The sequence below is a fragment of the Micromonospora sp. BQ32 genome (assembly GCF_059358895.1).
Window position 1 is genome coordinate 154,928 of sequence record NZ_JCADBI010000005.1, and the last position, 21,063, is coordinate 175,990.

Sequence of the window (21,063 nt, forward strand, 5' to 3'; positions counted from 1 at the left end):
GCCAGCCCGCTACGACGTGATGTCCTTGCGGGTGAAGCGCCAGAACGCCAACCCCCAGAACAGCGTCGCGTAGCTGATCGCCGAGATGCAGCCGCGCACCACATCGTCGGTCTGCACCGGAGTCGAGAGCAGACCCAGCCAGGCGGTGCTGAAGTGGGTGGGCAGGAAGTCGCGCAGCGCGCCCAGGGCGGTGATCTGGTCCAGGATGCTGGACAGGATCCAGAGCAGCACGGCACCACCCACCGCGCCCAGCGCGGCGTCCGTGGTCACCGACAGCAGGAACGCCAGACCGGCCACCACCAGCAGTACGACCGCCAGGTAGCCCAGCACGGCCAGCAACCGGAGCAGCCCCTCGGTGGGTTCCAGCTCGGCGGCGACCGTGCTGCGCAGCGGTGACCAGCCGTAGCGCAGGGTTCCGGCCAGCAACGCGGTGCCGGCCAACAGCAGCAGGGCCAGCCCCGAGTACGCGAGCGCGACCATCAGCTTCACCGTCAGCAACCGCGCCCGGGGCACCGGGACCGCCAGCAGATACCGCAGGCTGCCCCAGCTCGCCTCGCTGGCCACCGTGTCGCCGCAGAACAGCGCGACGACCACCACCAGCAGGAACGACGCCGACACGAAGATCGAGAAAAGGGTGAAGTTGAGCCCGCCGGAGGTGGCCAGCTCGACCAGGCTGGCGAACTCGTTACGACCGTTGTCGTCGTCACCGCCGGAATCGAACTGGAACGCGATCAGGATGATCAGCGGCAGCAACACCATGAATCCGAGCGCCAACTGGGTCCGCCGCCGGGACGCCTGCCGACGAAACTCCGCCACGAACGGCATGGTGGCCGACGGCCGGTAGCCACGGGCCTCACCCGCGTCAGTAACAACCATCACCGGTCACCGCTTCCCCGAGAGTTCTCGCCCACCAGGGCGAGGAACGCGTCCTCCAGGCGCCGCCGAGGCACCACCCGGTCCACCCCGATGCCGGCGCGCACCAGCTCCGCCACCACCTCGCTGCGGGCCGTGCCGTTGGTGTCGACCACCAGTTGGCCGTCGCTCTCCGGCAACACCCGAACCCCGTGCAGCCGGTCCAGCACCGCCCGCGCCGCCACCGGGTCGGTGACGTCGAAGAGCACGCTCGGCGACTCGCCCACGATCTCCTCCACCGGCCCGGACGCCACGATCCGGCCCTTGTTCACCACCACCGCGTGCGTGCACGTCTGCTCCACCTCGGCCAGCAGGTGGCTGGAGACCAGCACCGCTCGGCCGTCCGTGGCGTACCGCTGGAGCACCCGGCGCATCTCGGCGATCTGCGGCGGGTCGAGCCCGTCGGTCGGCTCGTCCAACACCAGCAGTTCGGGGAGGCCGAGCATGGCCTGGGCGATGGCGAGGCGCTGCCGCATCCCGTGGCTGTAGTTCTTGATCCTCCGGTGCACGGAGTCACCCAGCCCGGCGATCTCCAGCGCCGCGTCGAACTGCGCGTCCTCCCACGGCCGCCCGGTGGCCCGCCAGTACGCCTTGAGATTGTCCAGACCCGACAGGTGCGGCAGGAAACCCGGCCCCTCCACCAGCGCCCCGATCCGGGACAGCACCGGCGAGCCGGGCACCAGCCGACGACCGAAGACGTAGATCTCCCCGGCGGTCGGCTGGGTCAGCCCCATCAGCACCCGCAGGGTGGTGGTCTTACCGGCACCGTTCGGCCCGAGCAGACCCACGACCTGACCAGGGTGCACCTCGAAGTCCACGTTCGACACCGCGACGAAGCCGTCCGCGTACTCCTTGCGCAGTGAGCGCACGGCCAGCGGGGTGTCCGCGTACTCCGGATGCACCGACCGGTCCTGGCGGCGGTGCCGGCGGCGGACCAGCGCGACGACCACGACGAGCCCGAGCACGATGGCGGCGAGCAGGCCGGCGAGCACCCAGCGCCAGATCGTCGCCGCGGTGGGGATCGGCTCGCCGCTGACCGTGGGCAGGCTGACCGCGCCGTCCGCGGCCACCGTGTAGACGGTCGGCTCGGCGGGCGTGGTGTACGCCTGGTCGGAGGTGGCCACCACCAGCCGCAGCCGATGCCCGGCCTCCACCCGGCGGACGATCCCCGGCAACGTCACGGTGACCGGGCGGGCGTCCTGCACCTGCCGCGGCAGGCCGGTGAGCCGGATCGGGGCGACCAGGCCGTTCGGCAGGGTGGCCGCGCCGTCCGGGTCGACGTCGTAGAGCTTGACGAAGAGCACCGCCTCGCCGGTCGGCGACGCGGCTCGCACGGTGACGGTGGGCGCACCGGCCACGTCCACCGCCTCGGTCAGCGGGGCCGACTCGAACCGGGCGTGCTGACCGGGTACGTCGCCGGCCACCCCGTCCAGCAGCGAGGCGAGCCCGCCCGCGAACGGGATGGAGGAGATGGCGGCTGGATTGCCGTTCGGCGGGTTCGCGATCGGCTGCGCCGGACCGGCGACCGTCACCTCCCGGCGGGCGTTGCCGGCCAGGCCCGGGTAGTCGGCGCGGCGGAAACCGGTGGCGACGAGACCCCGGTCGAGCGCGTCGAAGCCGGCGATCCGCGACCAGGTGAAGTCGTCGCCGGGCGCGTCGCCCTCGCCCTTGACGTAGTGGTCGAGCCACTGGACGGTCAGGAACTTCACCCGGTCTTCGTCCGAACGGGGTCCGCTGCCACCGTCATGCCCGCCGGTGAACCAGGCGACCCGGACCGGGGTGCCGGTGGCGGCGATGCCGCGCGCGTTCGCGTCCGCCTCACCGAGCGGAAAGAGGGTGTCCGCCTCGCCCTGCACCAGCAGGGTGGGTGCCTTGATCCGGTCCAACACGCCGGCCGGGCTGGAGCGGCGCAGCAGGTCCACGGCGGCCTGGTCGGCGCGGCCACTGGTGGCGATCCGCAGATAGGCGGCGCACACGTCGGCGGCGAACCGACCGCAGGACGGATCGGCGGCACCGGTCGGGGCACCACCGGGGCCGGTGCCCGGGCCGGCGCCCGGTCCGGGGCTGGGCGGGCCGGCCGACGCCGGTGCGCCCTGCGGCTGGGCGGCGGTCCCGCCGGAGAGCCCGGCCGGGCCGGAGCCCACGTTGCCGCCGCCACCGAAGAAAAGGCCGGCCCAGCCCTTCTTGAACACGCCCTCGGTCGGCGCTGCGCCGGTGCTCTCCGGCAGGAACGCGCGGGACAGGTCGTTCCACGTGATCATGGGCACGATCGCGTCGACCCGACGGTCCTGGGCGGCCAGCAGCAACGCCAGCCCACCGCCGTACGAGCCGCCGACCACACCGACCTTCGGGTCGCCGGCAGCGTCGGTGCGCACCTCCGGCCGAGCGGCCAGCCAGTCCAGCAGACGCTCAGCGTCGCGTACCTCGTAGTCCGGGTTGTCCAGGTGGATCTCGCCGCCGCTGCGGCCGAAACCCCGCGCGGTCCAGGTGAGCACCGCGTAGCCGCGCCCGGCGAACTCCTCCGCGTCGGAGCGCACCGACTCCTTCGTGCCGCCGAACCCGTGCGCCAGCAGCACCGCCGGCACCTTCCGACCGGACGAGGCGTCGTCCGGCAGGTAGAGGGTGGTGTCCAGGTTCACCGGCTGGTCGCCGGATGGTCCGGAACGGACGGTGAGCATCGCGCTCTCGGTGCGTACGCCCGGTCCCTGTGGCCACACCGCCCAGGTCACGGCGGCGGCTAACAGCACGACGACCACCGCGGCGGCGGTCGCCCGGCGGCGGGTGGGCAGGGCACGCCGGAACCACGTGGCCGGCGACGGCGATGTCATGCGGCACACGGTACGGCCCGCAGCCTGAGCGTTGGCTGAGATCCGCCGTACGTTCGTCCGGTTGCCCCGATCGGTGCGGAGCGGGGTGCGAGCGCGCAACGTCCGACGCGGCACAGCGAGTTGAGTTCGGATTCTGTGAATTCCGATCTTCCGCAGATATCCACCTCGATCCCTCCATGTCACACCCACAGATGACACAGAGCGTGGCGGTAACGCGGACAAATGGTGACATGGCTCGAACTGACGCGAACCTGACTCGCCGAGTGAGGTCTGACCAGGCGAGGGTTCGATTAGTTTTCCGGTCCGGTGCACGGGACTTGTCGGCCAGCCCGACGCCGCGCCGATCCGCGCCCCACGCCGAGGAGACACACATGACAGTCCCCGCGCCGCGGGCCCGTCGACGGCCGTCCACGCTGGGCCGGCTGCTGCCCCTGCTGCTCATCGGAGCGCTGTTGGCGCCGTTGGGCCTGCTCGTCACGTCGAACTGGCGGCAGACCACCGACGACCGGGAACTTGCCGTCCGGGAACGGCTCGGCGTGCAGTACCTCACCGCTCTGGCGGCGGTCACCGACGCCCTCGTGGAGGCTCAGTCCAACGCCGTCAACGGCCGCCCCGTCGCCCGGGAGGCGTTGAACGGAGCGGTCGAGGAGGCCGCCGCGGTGGACGCCCGCATCGGCGCGGAACTGCTCAGCCAGGAACGCTGGGCCGGCGTACGGGCCAAGCTGGAGGCGCTGCGTGGCCGGGGCGCCGCCGACCCCGAGGCCGCCTACACCGCGTACAGCGAGGTCGCCGATCTGCTGCTGGCCCTGCACCGGAAGGTCCGGGAGAGCTCCGGGCTGGTCCGCGACCCGGAGGCGGACTCGTTTTTCCTCCAGGACAGCGCCGGCCAGGAACTGCCCGAGGCGGTGGTCGGCGCCGGCCGGCTCGCCGACCTGGGCACGCTGGTCTCCCGCCGGCCGGCCGCCGAGCAACCGCGCGGCCTGATGGAACTGACCGGCCTGCGGGTGTCCGCCCTGACACCCGCCGCCGACCTCGTCGACAACCTGCGCTCGGCCGTGGACGGTTCGGAGAGCACCGACCTCGGTGCCAGCGTGCTGACCCCCCTGGACACCTACCAGCGTTCGGTGGAGGCGCTCGCCGCGTACTCCGTGCCGGGCAAGGACACCGGCGTGGTCAACCCGGGCCAACTGAACGCCGCCGCGCTCAACTCGCACCGCTCGGCCCGCCAACTTCAGCCGGTCATTCTCACCGAGTTGGACGATCTGCTGGGCGAGCGCATCGACCGGCTCGACCGGGACCGCTGGCTCACCGCGGGGGCGGGGGGCGTCGCTGCCCTGTTGCTGAGCTGGCTCGCCGCGTTGCTGATCGCCGCCGGTCGCCGGGCACAGCGTCGGGCCGCCCTGGCCGCGACCCACGCGGAGGGCCCGGACGCCTCACCGCACCGCGACCCCTGGCAACCGCCGGCCGACGAGCCGCGTGCGCTGCAACCGATCGGTGCGACCCGTGACCCGGAGACCACACAGTGGGGAGCATTCGATGCTGCTCGGTAGGCTCCGGATCCGCGGCAAGCTCGCACTGCTCGTGGTGATTCCGCTGCTCAGCATGGTCGGCCTGGCCGTGCCGGTGATGCTCGACCGGGTCGCCGCGGCGCAGCGGGCCGGCGACACCGCCGAACGGGTACGGCTCGCCAGCCGGGTCGGCAGCCTGGTCCAGGACCTCCAGCAGGAGCGCATCCTCTCCGTCGGCTTCCTGCTCGGCCGCATCGAGCGAAGTGAACTGGTCCGCAAGTCCGCCGACGTGGACGACCGGGTGGCCGACCTCCGGGCGGCGCGGAGCGACGCGCTGACCGACCAGATCGACAGCGCCCTCGACGGGGTGTCCAGCCTCATCGACCTGCGGACCGCCGTCCTGGCCCGGGTCGCCAACCCGGGTCAGGTGATGGACGCGTTCGGTCCGGTCAACAAGGGAATCATCGAGTCACTGCGGCTGGTGGTCGGGGTGGACACCGACACGTTGCCGGGCCGTCAGGTGCTCGCCCTCGACGGGCTGCTCCGCGCCGACGAGGGCCTGGGCACCTGCGCCACCCTGAGCCTGCTGGTCAAGGCGATCGGCACCCCGGACACCACCGCCGGGTACGTGGCGTGCATCGCCGCGCTCATGGTCGACAACTCCCGCTTCCGCAGCCTGATCACACCCGAGCAGCTCACGGTGGCCCAGCTCAACGATGCCGCCGTGGCCGCGCGTACCAGCCCCGACTTCCTGGTCAGAAGCGCCGGGGATCCGGCCGCCGCGGTCCGCGACGTGCCGATGGAGGCGCTCTTCCCGGCCGTCCGCACGATGATCCGGCTCGGTCAGTTCGTCGAGAAGAAGCTGATCGCCGACGTGCTCGCCGAGGTGACGGCCGAGCAGAGGCGCGCACTGACCGCCGCGTACCTGGTCGGTGCCGCGACGGCGTTGATCCTGACGCTGGTGGTGCTGCTCAGCGTGGCGGTGGCGCGGACGGTGGCCCGACCGCTGACCCGACTCACCCGCTCGGCCGACCGGGTCGCCCGGGTCGCCGAGGCGGAGCTGGTCCGGGTCACCGACGACGAGACCGAGAGACCCCAAGCGGTCCGGCTGGAGCCGGTGGACATCCGCGCCAACGACGAGATCGGCGACCTGGCGCGGGCCTTCGACCGGGTGCAGAACACGGCGGCTCAGCTGGTCGAGCGGCAGGTCGCCGGCCGGCGCAACGTGGCGCAGATGTTCGGCCACGTCGGGCGGCGTACGCAGAACCTGGTGGGTCGGCAGATCGCGCTGATCGACCGGCTGGAGCAGCAGGAGGCCGACCCCGGCCGCCTGGAACACCTGTACCGGCTCGACCACATCTCCAGCCGGTTGCGGCGCAACGCCGGCAGCCTGGTGGTGCTCTCCGGCTCGGCCGGAGCCGACGCGCACACCGCGCCGGTGCCGCTGGCCGACGTGGTCCGGTTGGCGCTCGGTGAGATCGAGGACTACACCCGGGTGGAGGTGCAGGTGCCGGCGGGCATCTCCGCCGCGCCGGCCGTCGTCGGTGACCTCGTCCTGGCGCTGGCCGAGCTGATGGAGAACGCCACCGTCTTCTCCCCGCCGCACACCCGGGTGCTGGTGGCCGCCGAGACGTCCGGCCTCGGCGCGCGGATCACCGTGGTGGACCACGGCATCGGCATGAGTGAGCAACGGCTGGCTGAGGAGAACGCCCGGTTCACCCGCCGGGAACGGCTCGACCTGGCCCCGACCGAGGTGCTCGGTCTCTTCGTGGTGGGCCGGTTGGCCCGTCGGCACGGCTGGCAGGTTGCCCTGGCCGCCACCGGCGGCGGTGGGGTGACCGCACAGCTGGAGATCCCGTCGGCGTCGCTGGTGCTGCGCCGCGCCGACCGCGCCGGGGCCGCCGTGGCCCGCGCCGCGGTGCCGGCCCGGGATCGGCGTACGACGCCGACGTTCGACCCCGAGCAGGACGCGCAGTCCCGTGCGGTGGCCGTCGCCGTGCCGGCCCGCTTCGACTCGGACCTGCTCAGCCGGGCCACCCGCAGCCTGGACGCCGGCCCGTCCTGGAACGCGTTCGGTCAGGGCCAGCCGGAGCAGGCCGCTCCCGAACCGCCGAGCCCGGAACCGGCGGGCAAGCCGGCCGGGCCACGGGTGCGGCAACGGGTGCCCGGGGCCACGCTGCACGCCACCGCCGCCACGACCCGGCCGGTGGACGCCACCGGCGCGGACCCCGCCGCCGCCCGCGCGCTGGTCGAGGCTTTCCAGGCCGGGGTACGCCGCGCCGAGCTGCACGTGGCGCCGAGCCTCGACGGGGCCTCGGCGCGAACGGCCAGCGCCGGCGCGGGAGTGGTCGACCCGGGCACGACCGTCGACCTGCCCAGCACGCCGGGAGGCGCCGGCCCCACGGTGCCGCGTGGTGGCGGCTCGGCCGATGCCGCACCGGAGCGGCCCCGGTTGAGCCGACGGGTACCGGGGGCGAACCTCACCGCCATCCCGGCCTGCCAACCGCTGAGCATCCATCTCGGCGACCCGGCCGAGGTCCGCGATCTCATCAACGAGTTCGAGGCGGGCGTCGCCCGCGCTCTCCGCGAAGTCAGCCCCGACCACCGGAACGAAGAAGGATCATCACGGTGACCAGCCCCTTCCTGCACGAAAACGTCGACCAGAGTCAGCCCAGCGCCACTGGGGACCTCAGCCCGGAGGCCCGTACGTTCAACTGGCTGCTGGACTCCTTCACCTCCAGCACGGCCGGGGTCCTGGAGGCGATCGCGGTCTCCTCGGACGGTCTGCTGATGGCCATGTCGGCGATCAAGGACCGGTCCAACGCGGAACGGTTGGCCGCCGTCGTGTCCGGGATGACCAGCCTCGCCGGTGGGGCCGCCAGTTGGTACGCGCTCGGCGGCCTGAACCGGGTGATCGTCGACATGGCCGACGGCTACCTGCTGATCAGCGCGATCAGCAGTGGTTCCGTGCTCGGGGTGGTCGCCGACCGTTCGGCGAACCTGGGCACGGTCGCGTACGAGATGACGCTCTTCGCCGGGCGGGCCGGTGGCGCCCTGACCCCGCGGCTGATCGTCGAGTTGAAGAACGCCGTTCAGCAGTGACCCCCGACGTCGCCGGCGAGGATCCGGATCCGGAACCCAAGGTTCGGATCCGCCCGTACCTGCGCACGCCACCCGCGACAGGGGACGGCGCGGCGGCGACACCGGCGCTCTCCGAGCCGGAGCCGGACGGGGGCCAGCCGGCTGGTCCCCGTCCGTTCGTGCTCACCTCCGGGCGGGTGGCGGGCGCCGACCCGGCGATCGGGCTGGAGACCCAGGTGACCGCCCGGATGGACAGCGGCTGGTGGGCCGGCTCACCCGGTGCCCTGCTGGCACCGGAACTTCAGACGATCATCGCGCTCTGCGCCGAGCCGATCTCGGTGGCCGAGATCTCGGCCCGCGCCCGGCTGCACTTCGGCGTGACGCGGGTCCTGGTCGGCGACCTGCGCGCCGCCGGGCACCTGGACGTGCACGTCACCGACACCGACGACGCTGTCGACCCCGATCTCATCCTGCGAGTGATTGATGGACTCCGTGCGATCTCCTGAATGGCCGGTCGCCCCGCTCGGCGGGGTCGCCGCGAACAGCGCCGCCGCCCGTTACGGCATGTCCTCGGGGACCGGGCCGATAGTCGGGCGGGCCGGCCCACCGCCGACCGCGCCGCCGCCGTACCGGCCCCCGTCCGGCACGGGGTCGGCGTCGCCGCCGGCCGGTAAGCCGGCCGCACCACCGATCCCGGTCAAGATCCTGGTGGCTGGTGGGTTCGGGGTGGGCAAGACCACCACCGTGGGTGCGATCTCCGAGATCGCGCCGCTGACCACCGAGGCCGAGATGACCACCGCCGGGATCGGCGTGGACGACCCGGGTGCCCGGTCCACCAAGACCACCACCACGGTGGCGATGGATTTCGGCTGCGTGACGATCGACCGCAGTCTGAAGCTCTACCTGTTCGGCACGCCGGGGCAGACCCGGTTCGGCTTCATGTGGGACGACCTGGCCCGGGGCGCGCTCGGCGCGCTGGTGGTGGTGGACAGCGCCCGGTTGGACGACTGTTTCCCGGCCGTCGACTTCTTCGAGCGGGCCGGGTTGCCGTTCGTCGTCGGGGTCAACGCCTTCGACGGGCGGCTGGCCCTGGAGCTCGGCGAGATCCGCTGGGCGCTGGCCATCGGCGATCATGTACCCCTGGTGCAGTTCGATGCCCGCGACCGGCTCTCGGTGCGGGACGCCCTACTGGTCGTCCTGGACCGCGCGCTGGACCGCGCTACCCGGGACAGAAAGGCCTGAGCCGACCAGCTCCGGCCGTGGCGGGAAGAGGTGATCAGGTGAGGGGCGACCTGGACGAGACGCTGGCCCGGCTGGCCCGACGTGAGGAGGCGTCGCGGCGTCGGGCCACCGACCGTGACGACACCACCGCGCCGTCGAGCCCGCCCGGCCACGGCAGCGACACCTGCAATGCCCGGTCGGGCCGGCACGACCCGCGGCACGCGGGGGCGGAGGCCCCGAGCGACGTGGCCGGATGGGGGCCGGTCGAGGAGGTGGCCGAGGTGGTCCGCCAGGTCGTCGGGGCGTACCCCGGACTGGCGGTGACCGTGCACGTGGAGCACGCCGGACGGACGTACCCGATGCGGGTCTGCTGGGACGGTCCGACCGTCGCGGTCGGCCCGGTGCCCCCGCCGACCCCGGTGGAACCCCCGCCCGCCTGGCCGCTCTCCGGCCGGACGGTGCCCGCCTGGGCGCCCGGCCCGGACGGGTTCACCCCGGACCCGGCGGCCCGGTTGGCCGAGCTGATCCGCCGCGACCCGACGCTGTTGGACGAACTGGATCCGCGGCGCTGACCGACAGGGCTGGCCGCTGACGGCTACGGTCGGGCAGTGGCGCAACCCGACCTGACCCTGACGGCGAGCCTGCGGCCCGCGGCGCTGGACGCCCGACGGGGCATCGTGCGCCTGCACCCGGAGGCGCTGACCGCCTTGGGACTACGCCCCGGCGACCCGGTCCGCCTTGTCGGCCGCCGGGAGACGGCCGGGATCGCGGCGGCGGCCGGGCCGGGCGCGAGTAGCGCCCTGCTGTACGCCGACGACCTGACGTTGGGCAACCTGGGTCTGCGCGACGGCGGTCAGGTGCGGGTGAGCCCGGTGCCGTTGGTTCCGGCGAGCCGAATCGTCCTGGCCGGGCCGGTGGGGGTCGTGGCGGCGGTCAGCCCGGAGATGCTCCGGCTCGCCCTGCTGGGCAAGGTGCTCACCGCCGGGGATGACGTGTCGCTGCTGCCGCAGGACGTGCTGCCGGACGCCTCGGCCCGCAGCCTGGTCGAGGCGGCCCGACGCAGCCTCGCCAACACGGTCGGTTTCGCCTGGACCAGCACCCTGCTCACCGTGGTCACGGTGGAGCCGACGGCCGGCGCGCTGGTCACCATGGGCACATCGGTCGCCTGGGAGCACGGTGCGACGACCCACGGCGGGCCCGCCCCGGCCGGCACCCCGCCGACCCGGCCGGGTGCGGGCGCCGACGCGCTTCCGGACGAGGACGCGCCCGACGTGGACGAGCTGCCCGGGCTGCGGGCCCAGGCGGAGGAGCTGACCGAGCTGCTGGACCTCGGCTTCCACCACCGGGAGGTGTTGGGCCGGCTCGGCACCACCATCTCGTTGGGGGTGTTGCTCGTCGGCCCGGCGGGCTCCGGGAAGTCGGCGCTGGTGCGGGCTGTGGCCGCCCGGGTGGGTGCCCGCGTGCACCCGCTCTGGGCACCGGAGGTGGCGGCGCTGGCCAGTCAGGCCGCGGCCGAGCGGTTGCGTGCGGCGGCGACAGCGGCCCGAGCCGGCGGCCCGGCGGTACTGCTGGTCACCGACGTCGAGGCGCTCGCACCCGCGGACGATCCTGGCCCGGTGGCGACGGTGTTCCGTCAGGTGCTCGCGGAGAGCGTCCGCGCCGGCGTCGCCGTGGTCTGCACCACCGGCCGGCCGGAGGCGGTCGATTCCGCGCTGCGCGCGCCCGACCTGCTGTCGCTGCGGATCAGCGTCCCGCTCCCGGATCAGGCGTTGCGCCGCGAGCAGCTCACTGTGCTGACCCGGCAGGTGCCGCTGGCCGACGACGTCCGGTTGGACGAGGTGGCCGCGCGTACCCCCGGGTTCGTCGCGGCGGACCTGGCCGCACTGGTCCGGGAGGCCGGGGTACGCGCCGCGCTGCGACAGAAGTCCGCCGAGACGCCGACGGTGTCGATGGCCGACTTCACCGCCGCCCGGGAGGTGGTCCGGCCCACCACGATGGCGGCATCCACCCTGGAGTTGGCCTCGGTGACCCTGGACGACGTGGGTGGGCTGGACGAGGTCAAGCAGACGCTGACCGAGTCGGTGCTGTGGCCGCTGACCTACCCGGACACCTTCGCCCGGCTCGGCGTGCAGCCACCGCGCGGCGTGCTGCTCTACGGGCCGCCGGGCTGCGGCAAGACCTACCTGGTCACCGCGCTGGCCGGGTCGGGGCGGGCCAACGTGCTGTCGGTCAAGGGCGCCGAACTGCTCTCCAAGTGGGTCGGTGAGAGTGAACGCGCGGTCCGCGAACTGTTCCGTCGGGCCCGGGAGGCGGCCCCCAGCCTGATCTTCCTGGACGAGGTGGACGCGTTGGCGCCGGTACGCGGGCAGGCCACCGACGGCGGCACCACGGACCGGGTGGTCGCCGCCCTGCTCACCGAGTTGGACGGGGTGGAGACGCTGCGCAACGTGGTGGTGGTCGGCGCGACGAACCGCCCGGACCTGGTTGACCCGGCGCTGCTGCGGCCGGGCCGGTTGGAGCGGCTGGTGTACGTGCCACCGCCGGACGGGCCGGCCCGCGCGGAGATCCTGCGGGCCGCGTCCCGGCCGGTGCCGTTGGCGCCGGACGTCGACCTGTCCGCGCTCGGCGACGAGCTGACCGGCTTCTCCGCCGCGGACTGCGCGGCGCTGGTCCGCGAGGCGGCACTGGCCGCGATGCGGGAGTCGCTCGCCGCCGCCACGGTCACCGCCGAGCACGTGTCGACGGCACGGGCCCGGGTACGCCCGTCGCTGGATCCGGCCCAGGTCGCCGCCCTGGCCGCGTACGCCGCCAACCGCGGGTGATCAGACCAGCACAACCTTTCGTCGCGCCCGGGACGTTCCTAGTACGTCACATTCCTCAGTGGAGTCATCCACTGCGACGTCAGGTGGTGTTCCTTGCGCAAGCGGCTCTCTCTCCTCCTCGTCCCTCTCGTGGCGGCGGCGACCCTGGTCTCGGTCGGCGCACCGGCAGCGGCTCATCCGGCGAAGCCGTTCCCGGCCCGGATCGCGCTGCCGAACGGGTTCACCCCGGAAGGGTTGACGATCGGTCGGGGCACCACCGTCTACGTGGGCTCCGTCCTGGATGGTGCGGTGTGGCGGGGTGACTTACGCACCGGACGCGGCTCGGTGCTGATCCCCGGCACACCGGGCACCGCCAAGGCGGGCATCGAACTCGACCCGCAGGGCCGGCTCTGGACCGCCGACTTCTCCGGCGGCGGGGCCAGCGTGTATGACCCGGGCACCGGCGCCCGGCTGGCCCACTACCAGTTCACCACCGACCCCAACAGCCTGGTCAACGACCTGGTGATCACCAAGCGGGCGATCTACTTCACCGACTCCACCCGGCCGGTGCTGTACGTGGTGCCGTTGGGCCCGGCTGGTCGACTGCCGGCACCCGACGCCTTCCGGGTGCTGCCACTGGCCGGCCCGGGCGCGACGCCGGACGCGTTCAACAACGGGATCGTGGCGTTGCCGGACGGTGAGCTGCTGGTCGCGCAGATGCTGACCGGTCGACTCGTACGCGTCGACCCGCATACCGGCGCCAGCAGCCTCTTCGACCTGGGCGGCTACTCCGTGGACCGGGCCGACGGGCTGGTGCTGCGCGGGCGCACCCTGCACGTGATCCGCAACCTGACCAACGTCGTCGCGGTGGTCCGGATGAACGCCGGCTTCACCGCCGGCGTGGTGCAGCGGGAGATCACCGGCCCGCAGCTACGGTCGCCGGCCACCGGCGACCTGCTCGGCTCGGCGTTGTACGTGGTGAACGGCCGGTTCGACGTGGAACCGACGCCCAGCACCGACTACGACATCGTCCGGCTCCCGGCCTGACCCGGGCGGTCGGCGGCGGCCCCCTCCCCGGGTCGCCGCCGGTCAACTCGGGTCAGTCCGTGGGGAGGAGCGGACCGAGCGGCCCGAGGTCCAGGTTCAGGTCCTCCGGCGCCAGCCCGAAGTGTTCGCGTAGGCCGGTCATCTGCTCCTCCAGGGCCATCAGCGTCACCCCGATGCGCTCCACCTGCTCCTCGGTGAGGTCACCGAGATCCACCCGGCGCAGCGCCTGCCGCTCCATGAGCTGCCGCAGCAGTTCGACGACGGTCAGCACCAGGCTCGCCAGGCCCCGCTCGACCGAGTCCCGGTCCACGGCGATCCGGCGGTCCAGCGGGGTGACCCGGGGCGGCTGCCACGACCCCACGCCCAGCGCCGCGGCCAGCTCCGCCGCCTCGTCCCGTCCGGTCATCCGGCGTCCTGCGGCGGGGCCAGCGCGCCGACCGAGGCGACCAGCGCGCGCAGCGAGATCCGGACCAGGTCCACCTCGGCGATGGACAGCGTGATGTCACCGCTGATCACCACACCGGTGGCGAGCACCCGGTCAAGCAGGTCGACCAGGGCGACCGGCCGGTACGCGAGCGGATCGTCAGCGCTGTTCGGCGCGAGCGAGGTGGTCACCCCGACTCCCGTACGGTGAGCGCGGGCTCCGGCCGTTCCGCGACGAAGGAGTACGCCGGCCACGGGCCGGTCAACTCCAGTTGGAGACCCGGATGCCGAGCGCCCAACGAGCCGACCAGTTCGGTGAAGCGGGACATCGCCCCGACGTCGACCAGGTACGCCCCGTTGAGCACCATCGGGGTGGACGCACCGGAGAGCCGGCGATCCTGCGGCGCGTGCCGCCGGCCCGCCACGGCCAACTCGCACAGGGCGCTGTGCACCGCGTCCGCAGCCGCGCTCGTCGCCTGCTGGCGTTCCTGCCGGGCGGTCAACTGGGCACGTCGGCGCCGCAGATAAGCCGTCCCCACTCCGCCGCCCTCGCCCGTCTCGGCGCTGACGGTGGCCGCTTCCCCGACCAGGTAGCCCTTGACGCCCCACTCGCCACGACCGGTCAGCCGGTCCAGGGCGGCGATCAACTCGGCGCGACGGTCGATGAGCGAGCCGGCCACCCGCTCGTCGTCGGTGTGCACGGTGGCGAGCCGGGCCGGCACCACCGGACCTCGCCGGGCCAGCGCCTCGACCACCGCATGGTGTGCCCGGGCCGTCCGCTCCAGCCAGGCCAGATCCTCCAGGTTGCGGCGTAGTGGCTGCTCGCCGTACTCGTCCAGCGGCGCGGTGCTGACCACGGCGACGAGTCCGGCGGCGGACACCGCGCGGACCGGTCCGCCGTCCATCCCGCCGATCGCTGCCAGCGTCGCCGGCTCGGCGTCCCGGACCACGCCGTGCAGCCAGGCCCCGGCGGCCGGGGCGGGCCGGTCGGCGGTCACCTCAGCCGTCGAACTCATTCCACTCCTCCACTTCGGCGTCACGGCGTCGGGCCCGAGCCGCTACCCGGGGCCGCCGCTCCGCTTCGACCTGCTCCGGGTCACGAGGACCCGGCTCAACCGGGGGACGAGCCCGGGAGCTGAGCCACGGGTCGTGCTCCCACCAGTCGATTCCGATCTGGCGCGCGGTGTCGACCGACGCGATCACCAGACGCAGCTTCAGTGTCAGCAGCTCGATGTCGAGCAGGCTGACCCGGATGTCGCCGGCGATGACGATGCCCCGGTCGAGCACCCGCTCCAGGATGTCGCCCAGGTTGGCCGGCTCGTGGCCGGCGGGCAGGACCTGGCCGGAGTTCTGCACCACCGACGGTGGCTGTGCAGCGGTCATCTCAGCCCACCTCGCCCTTCCCACGTTGGTAGCGCCGCACCCGTCGATAGCCGAGCAGGTTCCCCTCGATGTCCAGCTCCACTTCGTACAGGCCGAGCAGGTCGGTGGAGTTGGGAATCCGGCGCGCCTCCACGACCTCCACCCCGACCAGCCAGCCGTCCTCGGTGGCCTCCAACGACGTGGTGACGGATGACTCGCGGCCGGTCAGCTCGACCAGTTGCCGCAGCCCAGCCCGGGCCGCCTCGGCCGCCGACACCGGCTCCACGTACTCGTCGTCGGGGTATCCCGCAGCGGCCGGGTCACGCCGCCGGGCCCGGGCGTCGTCGGTCATGGCGCACTCCTCCCTCGCGTGCCGGGCCACGGCGAGGCGGGCGTGCTCGCTCGGCCCGGTCGGCGCCCCCGGTCAGCCGGTCCAGCACCCGCTGCTCCGCCCGGTCGCGTTCCTCGGCGCCGAGTTCGCCGGCCTCCACGGCAGCGTCCAACTCCTCCAACTCGCGCCGGACGTTGACCGGGTTCCGCTGCCGCGACTCGGCTTCCCGGGCGATCACCCCGACCACCGCGGTCAGCCCGCGCACCGGCGCGTACGGCAGGGTCAGCAGCGCCCAGAGCAGGTCCACTGGTCACCCCGCCAGCTGGTGCGCGGCGACGAAGTCGTACGGGGCGAACGGCCCGAGCAGCCGCAACGTCAGCAGGCCCCGCCGGTCCTGCGCGTACTCCTCCAGCGCGTCCACCAGGGCGGCCTCGCGGTCGGTGTCCACCAGCAGGGCCGCGTGGGCGGCGTCCATCTCGTGACTGGGCGGGCGCAGTTGCGTGGAGACGACGTACTCGGCCGATACGTCGAGCAGCCTCCGATTTTCCGCCTCACGGCGCAGCTCCACCGCCTGACTGATCAACTCCCCGAGCCGGATTCGCGGCTCACGGGTGGCCGTCTCGGCCCGACCACGCACCTGCTCGGCGAGTCCGGCGGCTGCCGGGTTCTCGTCGAGGATGCCGCGCAGCAACGCCCGCTCCTCGAAGCGCCCGTGCACGACGTACTGCACCCGGCCCTCGAACTCGGCCAGCGCGGCGGCGAACCGGTCGTGGTGCGGCCGCAGCAGGTCGAGCACCGCGTCCGGGCCGGTGACCACGGTGCCGAACCGCACCGGCAGGACCGGCGCCACGACCGCTGTCCCGTCGAGCAGTTCCTGGTACGCCCGAAGGTCGGCTGACCGCCCCAGCGGCGTATCCAACGGCACCTCGCTGACCAGAGCCCCGAGGTCGCCGTGCCGGACCACCGTCACCTCGCCGGGCGGCTCGCCGACCCCGGCCGCGTCGGGCGTCGCCTCCACGTCCGCCGGCACCAGCCCGTAGACGAAGAGTCCCGTCTCCCCTGCCATGTCAGCCCCTCCCGAGGTCCCGCACACTGCCGGTGGCGTCCCTGACCGAGCCGGTGACGTCCCGAACGGAACCGGTCACGTCTCGAACCGCGCCGGTGACGCCACCGACAAGACCGCCCAGCCCGTCGCCCAGTCCTTCGCCCGGGTCGAGGTCGAGCCGGTCGACCGCCTCGGCGAACCGCAGGTACGTCTCGATGCTCGCCACCACCACCCGGGCGTTGATCTCCACCAGGGGGATGCCGACGACCCCGACGGTCACCTGCGCGTCGATCACCACGCCCTTGTCGAGCACCGTCTCCACCACGTCGGCGAGCCCGCCGGCGGAGCCCACGCGTTCCAGGGCTCCCCCGGCGGCGGCATCGCCGGCGGCCAGCGTCACTCGTCCTCCTCGCGGCGGCGGCGCACCACGGGCCGGCGCGGCGGCTCGGGTCCACGTCGGACAGGAGGACGGGGTCGCTGCGGCTCCTCGCGGGGCTGGGGCCGGCGGGCCCGCTCCGGCGCACGACGTCGGGGCGGCGGCGGAGGCTCCTCGTCGGGTTCGTCCGCGTACCCCTCGTCGTAGCCGTCCTCGTATGCCTCGTACTCCTCGTCGTACTCCGGCTCGACCGGTCGCCGTTGCGGACGCTGGCGCAGTCGCCCGCCGGGCCGGCGGCGCGGCTCTTCCTCGGCCGGCTGATCCTCGGCGAACTCGTCGTCCTCCGGGCCGGCCGGCGCCCCGCCGCGCTGCTCCTGTCCCCGCTCGCGCTGCTCGCGCTCCTCGCGCAGGCCGGTCTCGTGGTCCTTGACCACCTGGGAGTCACGGATCTCGCCGCGCCAGCCCTCGACCTGGTCCGGGTCGAGCGCCACCTCGGTCATGACGTGCCGGACGAAGTGCTTCAACTCCAGCCGCACCCGTCGGCCCTGGGCGCGCCACAGGTTGCCGGTGTGCTCGAAGAGCCCCTGCGGGTGGTACTCCAGCACCACCAGGATGCGGGTCAGGTCCGGGGTGACCTCGTGGAAGCTGACGGTGCCGTCGACCGAGCCCTTCTCGCCCTTCGACCGCCAGTGGATGAGCTTGTCCGGCACCTGACGGACGATGGTCGACTCCCACGTCCGGTGCGACCAGAAGACCTGAGCCTTCCAGGTCATCTTCTCGTCCGAGTCGTTCTCGGCCTGCTCGACCTTCTTCATGAAGCTAGGAAAATCGCCGAACTGCGTCCACTGGTTGTACGCGGCCCGTACCGGCACACCGACCTCGATCGTCTCGACGATATTGGTGACCTTCTTCTTGCCGCCGCCCTTACCGCCCTTGCCGCCCGCGCGGCCAAGAGCCGACATCACCTTCTCCTTACCGCCGGCCACACCGGCGTGCAGCATCGCTTTCATTGGCGACCCGCCCTCGGCCAGCTTCTGCGCGCCGGTGGCGGCGGCGATCAGACCGGGCCCGCCACCCTGACGCGCGTACTCGCTGAGCCGCCCTGTCGCACCGGTGATCCGCTCGGTCACCACGCTCGCCGCACGATCGCCGATCGCACCGGCCAGGTTGCGGACCTCGTCGGCCAGCTGGCCGCGCAGCTTGTCACCGAGTCCTGCCGGGTTGGCCGCCATGGTCACCGCCCCCGCCGTTGCTCGGCCGTAGCCTCGCCGCGGTCGTCGTTGGTCGCGCCGCGGTCGCCGTCCCCGCCAGCACCGTGGTCGTCGGGGCCGCTCCGGCTGGCCGCACCGCCCTGACCGCCCGAGCGGCGGCGCAGGGTGTCCGCGGAGTCGCGCAGCCGCCCGGTGAGCGCGTCTATGCCGCTGCCGGCAGCGGCGTTCGCGGCGGCTCGACCGGCGTGGACCAACGGCCCACCGAGTCGACCCAGGTTGCCCAGTTGGGGGGACGACTGCAACGCATCGGTGCCCCGCTTGAGCAGACCGCCCGGGTCCCGGCTCGCCCGGCCGGCGGCGACGGCCGCGACCAGGGTCAGCGCCGTACGCAACTTGCGGCGACGGCCCAGCAGGTAGCCGAAGCCCACCGCCAGCCCGATTCGTGTTCCGGTCTTCATCAGGTCTCCCTCGCTCCCCGGTGGGTCCGGACGCCTGTCCGGTACGGGCCGGAAAAGGGCTACCGGGGAAAAGCGCCATCCATGCCCTCGATCAGACGTCCCGTATCTGCGGACCCGGCGGGCAGTACCCGGCAGCATTACTCCGAAACCGCTACGACAAATTCCATGGACGTCGAGGGAAAGGCATTCGGAAATCCGGCACAGGAAGACTCAGATCGGACTTCTTGAGGGCTATGAGCAGGGAGAATGCGGGCAGGGCGAAACGTTACAGTGGCCCTCAGAGAGCGGGAAGCGTCGAATCGAGGCATATTTCGGCATGCACCTTGCCGTCATCCTCGCGCAGTTTCGCACCGCATTTTTCGAGTACGGTGATCGCGCCGATGTTGTCCGGGGTCGTCTCGGCGACCACCGCTCGCATGCCGACCCCGGCGGCAGCATTCAGCAGCTCGCGCAGGGCGGCCGCGCCGATCCCCTGCCCGCGCGCCGAGCGGCCGAGCCACATCCCGGCCTCCACCGTGCGCGGCTCGTCACAGCGGGTCATCCGCACCATGCCCAGCACCTCGCCACCGACGATGATGGCGTACATCTGCGAACGGGTCGGGCCGTCCAGCCCGCCGAAGCTCGCCCGGTGGAATTCGCGGAACGCCTCACGGCGGGCGAGCGACCAGCCGGCGGGCGCCTCGACCGGGGGCATGACGTCACCGGGTTCCGCCTCCGCAGCCGCTACGGAGAGCAACGGCTCCAGGTTCCGCTCGTCCACCGGCTCCAGCCGGACCGCACCCGCCACGTGCCGCAGTCTGCCGCCCTCATCGGCCGAAGTCCACCCCATTGGCCATCCACTGGCGGTCCGGACACCGGTACCGGCCGGTCGGGCGGCCCGGGTGTTCCACATCACGCTCTGTTGTCACCCGACCGGGTGTCGAACGCTCAAACCGCTGACCCGAACTCGCAGAACACCACCGACGCGTCGTCGGTGGACTTGTGCCGGCGCAGTCGATCGGGGTGGTCGCGCTCGGCGTCCCGCACCCGGTCGATCAACGCGCCGGGACCGTCCGCGCTCAGCAGATCCAGCAGACCAGACCAGTCGGTCAGCGCGAACTGCTCCACCGCGCTGGACGCACCGTCACTGAGCAGCGCCGCCCGCCGTAACGCCCCAGGACCGTGCCGGGGCGCGGTCCCGGTCACGGCGTGGAAGGCCGCGTCCGGGTCGGAAGCCGCCACCCAGTAGCCGTGGGTGCGGTTCATCCGCTCGCGCTGGACGCTCACGGCGTGCCGGAACCGGGTGACCGGGTCCGCCGAACCGCCCGGCACGATGGCAACGGTCTCCCGCAGCTCCGCCATCGCCGCGTCCAACCGGTTGTCGGTGACCACGCTGACCTGCCCGCCGGCGTCGAGGACCAGCGGGCTGTCGCAGAGCACCAGGTAGTCCACCTGGTCGCCGCAGTCCCGCAGGAGGCAGACCGTGCTGGACGGGGTGCCCGGATGGTCGAGGTCGCACTGCCCGCCGTGGTCGGCGCGCACCGCGAGGATGGCTGCGGCCAGGTTGCTGGTCAGCCGGGCGGCCGGGCGTACGGCCTCGGCGACGCCGATCCGGGCCGCCAGGTGCCGGACGTACCACTCGGGCCCGTGTACGCAGCCGGTGTCGAAGCCGTCCGGCACCGTCGCGCCGTCCAGGACACCGACCAGCGGGCCGAACCGGAAGACCAGGTCCTCGTTGACCGGCCGGTCCGGGGCCGGCGCGGACGCGGAGCTTACCCGCATCACCGGCGCCGGCCCCGGCACACCGATCGGGTCAGCGCTGTCGAAGGTCGTCGACGGCCGCATGCGTCTCTCCCTGCACCTGACCGGCTGCCGAACGGCCCTGGTCCCGTACCGCGGACACGCCCTGCTGGGCGCTGGACCGGACCGACTGCGCCGCCTGCTGCGCAGGCTCCCGCAGGTTGTCCTGCATCTGGTGGCCAACCTGGCTCGCCTGCTCGCGCAGCTGATCGGAGTGCTCACTCGCCATGCTCCGCGCTCGTCCGGCGAGTTGCCGCTCACGTCCGCTCGGCGGGATCAGGGAGGCGGCCAGCAGACCGACTCCGAAGGCGACCAGGCCGGCGGCCATCGGGTTGCCCTGAGCCTGCTCCCGGGTCTGCTGCCCGAGTGAGCGCGCCTCGTCCCGCACCGAGCCCATGGTTTCCCGAGACTGGTGCCCGAGCGATCGGGTCTCGTCACGAACCGAGCCTGCCATGTGCGACATCCGCTGGCTGGCCTCTTGCCCCATATGACTCGAGCTGCCCATCACCTTCTCCTTCGCTCGGGTGAACGCCCCGCGCGCCTGCCCGACGCGCTCACCGGCGATCCGACGCGGGTTGACCTTGTCGGTCAGCGCGTCGACGTCACTGCTCAACTCGTTGCGGGTGGTCTCGATCTCCCGCCGGATCTGATCCGGATCACTGGACATGACCTGTTCCCTC

Annotated in this window: 23 protein-coding genes; 8 read left to right on the forward strand and 15 right to left on the reverse strand. The window is 73.0% G+C overall.

Annotation, left to right across the window (positions count from 1 at the left end; translation table 11 throughout):
• Positions 1 to 9: 9 nt before the first annotated feature.
• Entirely contained in the window at positions 10 to 876 is an 867-nt protein-coding gene (locus tag AC5L30_RS12825; protein WP_494867357.1) for an ABC transporter permease, read from the reverse strand.
• Positions 876 to 3,740 (reverse strand): alpha/beta fold hydrolase, encoded by a 2,865-nt coding sequence (locus tag AC5L30_RS12830; protein ID WP_494867359.1) that lies wholly within the window; start codon positions 3,738 to 3,740, stop codon positions 876 to 878. The genes AC5L30_RS12825 and AC5L30_RS12830 overlap by 1 nt, the downstream gene beginning before the upstream one ends.
• A gap of 371 nt (positions 3,741 to 4,111) precedes the next feature.
• On the opposite strand from AC5L30_RS12830, the gene AC5L30_RS12835 reads away from it, so the two are divergent.
• The 8 genes from AC5L30_RS12835 (at position 4,112) to AC5L30_RS12870 (ending at position 13,398) form a co-directional block, all read left to right on the forward strand.
• Entirely contained in the window at positions 4,112 to 5,290 is a 1,179-nt protein-coding gene (locus AC5L30_RS12835) for a hypothetical protein (protein WP_494867360.1), read from the forward strand.
• On the forward strand, positions 5,277 to 7,880 hold the full coding sequence (locus AC5L30_RS12840) for a nitrate- and nitrite sensing domain-containing protein (RefSeq protein ID WP_494867361.1): 2,604 nt from the start codon (positions 5,277 to 5,279) through the stop codon (positions 7,878 to 7,880). Before AC5L30_RS12835 ends, AC5L30_RS12840 begins: the two co-directional genes overlap by 14 nt.
• A complete protein-coding gene (locus tag AC5L30_RS12845; protein WP_357755716.1) occupies positions 7,877 to 8,350 on the forward strand; it encodes a roadblock/LC7 domain-containing protein in 474 nt (157 codons plus the stop codon). The genes AC5L30_RS12840 and AC5L30_RS12845 overlap by 4 nt, the downstream gene beginning before the upstream one ends.
• Positions 8,347 to 8,835: a DUF742 domain-containing protein gene (locus tag AC5L30_RS12850; RefSeq protein ID WP_494867362.1), complete on the forward strand. Its 489-nt coding sequence runs from the start codon at positions 8,347 to 8,349 to the stop codon at positions 8,833 to 8,835. Before AC5L30_RS12845 ends, AC5L30_RS12850 begins: the two co-directional genes overlap by 4 nt.
• Complete coding sequence (locus AC5L30_RS12855; protein WP_494867363.1) at positions 8,813 to 9,571, forward strand: GTP-binding protein; 759 nt, start codon at positions 8,813 to 8,815, stop codon at positions 9,569 to 9,571. Before AC5L30_RS12850 ends, AC5L30_RS12855 begins: the two co-directional genes overlap by 23 nt.
• Positions 9,572 to 9,609: 38 nt before the next feature.
• Complete coding sequence (locus tag AC5L30_RS12860) at positions 9,610 to 10,122, forward strand: hypothetical protein (protein WP_494867365.1); 513 nt, start codon at positions 9,610 to 9,612, stop codon at positions 10,120 to 10,122.
• Positions 10,123 to 10,158: 36 nt separating this feature from the next.
• Positions 10,159 to 12,372 carry an AAA family ATPase gene (locus AC5L30_RS12865; RefSeq protein WP_494867366.1) on the forward strand — a complete coding sequence of 738 codons (2,214 nt, stop codon included), beginning with the start codon at positions 10,159 to 10,161 and terminating at the stop codon, positions 12,370 to 12,372.
• Between the two features lie 93 nt (positions 12,373 to 12,465).
• Entirely contained in the window at positions 12,466 to 13,398 is a 933-nt protein-coding gene (locus AC5L30_RS12870; protein WP_494867368.1) for an NHL repeat-containing protein, read from the forward strand.
• Between the two features lie 52 nt (positions 13,399 to 13,450).
• On the opposite strand, the gene AC5L30_RS12875 is transcribed toward AC5L30_RS12870, so the two are convergent.
• The 13 genes from AC5L30_RS12875 to AC5L30_RS12935 form a co-directional block, all read right to left on the reverse strand.
• Positions 13,451 to 13,804, reverse strand: a complete 354-nt coding sequence (locus AC5L30_RS12875) for a gas vesicle protein K (RefSeq protein WP_494867369.1) — start codon at positions 13,802 to 13,804, stop codon at positions 13,451 to 13,453.
• Positions 13,801 to 14,013 (reverse strand): gas vesicle protein, encoded by a 213-nt coding sequence (locus tag AC5L30_RS12880; RefSeq protein WP_494867371.1) that lies wholly within the window; start codon positions 14,011 to 14,013, stop codon positions 13,801 to 13,803. Before AC5L30_RS12880 ends, AC5L30_RS12875 begins: the two co-directional genes overlap by 4 nt.
• Positions 14,010 to 14,837 carry a GvpL/GvpF family gas vesicle protein gene (locus AC5L30_RS12885; RefSeq protein ID WP_494867372.1) on the reverse strand — a complete coding sequence of 276 codons (828 nt, stop codon included), beginning with the start codon at positions 14,835 to 14,837 and terminating at the stop codon, positions 14,010 to 14,012. The genes AC5L30_RS12880 and AC5L30_RS12885 overlap by 4 nt, the downstream gene beginning before the upstream one ends.
• Positions 14,821 to 15,204, reverse strand: coding sequence for a gas vesicle protein (locus tag AC5L30_RS12890; protein ID WP_494867374.1), 384 nt, complete (start codon positions 15,202 to 15,204; stop codon positions 14,821 to 14,823). Before AC5L30_RS12890 ends, AC5L30_RS12885 begins: the two co-directional genes overlap by 17 nt.
• Position 15,205: 1 nt before the next feature.
• Entirely contained in the window at positions 15,206 to 15,535 is a 330-nt protein-coding gene (locus tag AC5L30_RS12895; protein WP_494867375.1) for a gas vesicle protein GvpO, read from the reverse strand.
• Positions 15,504 to 15,821 carry a gas vesicle protein GvpG gene (locus AC5L30_RS12900; protein WP_494867377.1) on the reverse strand — a complete coding sequence of 106 codons (318 nt, stop codon included), beginning with the start codon at positions 15,819 to 15,821 and terminating at the stop codon, positions 15,504 to 15,506. The genes AC5L30_RS12895 and AC5L30_RS12900 overlap by 32 nt, the downstream gene beginning before the upstream one ends.
• Positions 15,822 to 15,824: 3 nt before the next feature.
• On the reverse strand, positions 15,825 to 16,580 hold the full coding sequence (locus tag AC5L30_RS12905; protein ID WP_494867378.1) for a GvpL/GvpF family gas vesicle protein: 756 nt from the start codon (positions 16,578 to 16,580) through the stop codon (positions 15,825 to 15,827).
• 1 nt (position 16,581) lies between these two features.
• Positions 16,582 to 16,959, reverse strand: coding sequence for a gas vesicle protein GvpJ (gvpJ, locus tag AC5L30_RS12910; protein ID WP_494867379.1), 378 nt, complete (start codon positions 16,957 to 16,959; stop codon positions 16,582 to 16,584).
• Positions 16,956 to 18,167, reverse strand: coding sequence for an SRPBCC family protein (locus AC5L30_RS12915; protein WP_494867669.1), 1,212 nt, complete (start codon positions 18,165 to 18,167; stop codon positions 16,956 to 16,958). The genes gvpJ and AC5L30_RS12915 overlap by 4 nt, the downstream gene beginning before the upstream one ends.
• Positions 18,168 to 18,169: 2 nt before the next feature.
• Positions 18,170 to 18,604, reverse strand: a complete 435-nt coding sequence (locus tag AC5L30_RS12920) for a hypothetical protein (protein ID WP_494867381.1) — start codon at positions 18,602 to 18,604, stop codon at positions 18,170 to 18,172.
• Between the two features lie 277 nt (positions 18,605 to 18,881).
• Positions 18,882 to 19,391, reverse strand: a complete 510-nt coding sequence (locus tag AC5L30_RS12925) for a GNAT family N-acetyltransferase (protein ID WP_494867382.1) — start codon at positions 19,389 to 19,391, stop codon at positions 18,882 to 18,884.
• 140 nt (positions 19,392 to 19,531) lie between these two features.
• The gene (locus AC5L30_RS12930; RefSeq protein ID WP_494867384.1) at positions 19,532 to 20,428 is read right to left on the reverse strand and encodes a hypothetical protein; all 897 of its coding nucleotides are present in this window, start codon (positions 20,426 to 20,428) and stop codon (positions 19,532 to 19,534) included.
• A complete protein-coding gene (locus AC5L30_RS12935) occupies positions 20,397 to 21,050 on the reverse strand; it encodes a DUF3618 domain-containing protein (RefSeq protein WP_494867385.1) in 654 nt (217 codons plus the stop codon). Before AC5L30_RS12935 ends, AC5L30_RS12930 begins: the two co-directional genes overlap by 32 nt.
• Positions 21,051 to 21,063: the final 13 nt, after the last annotated feature.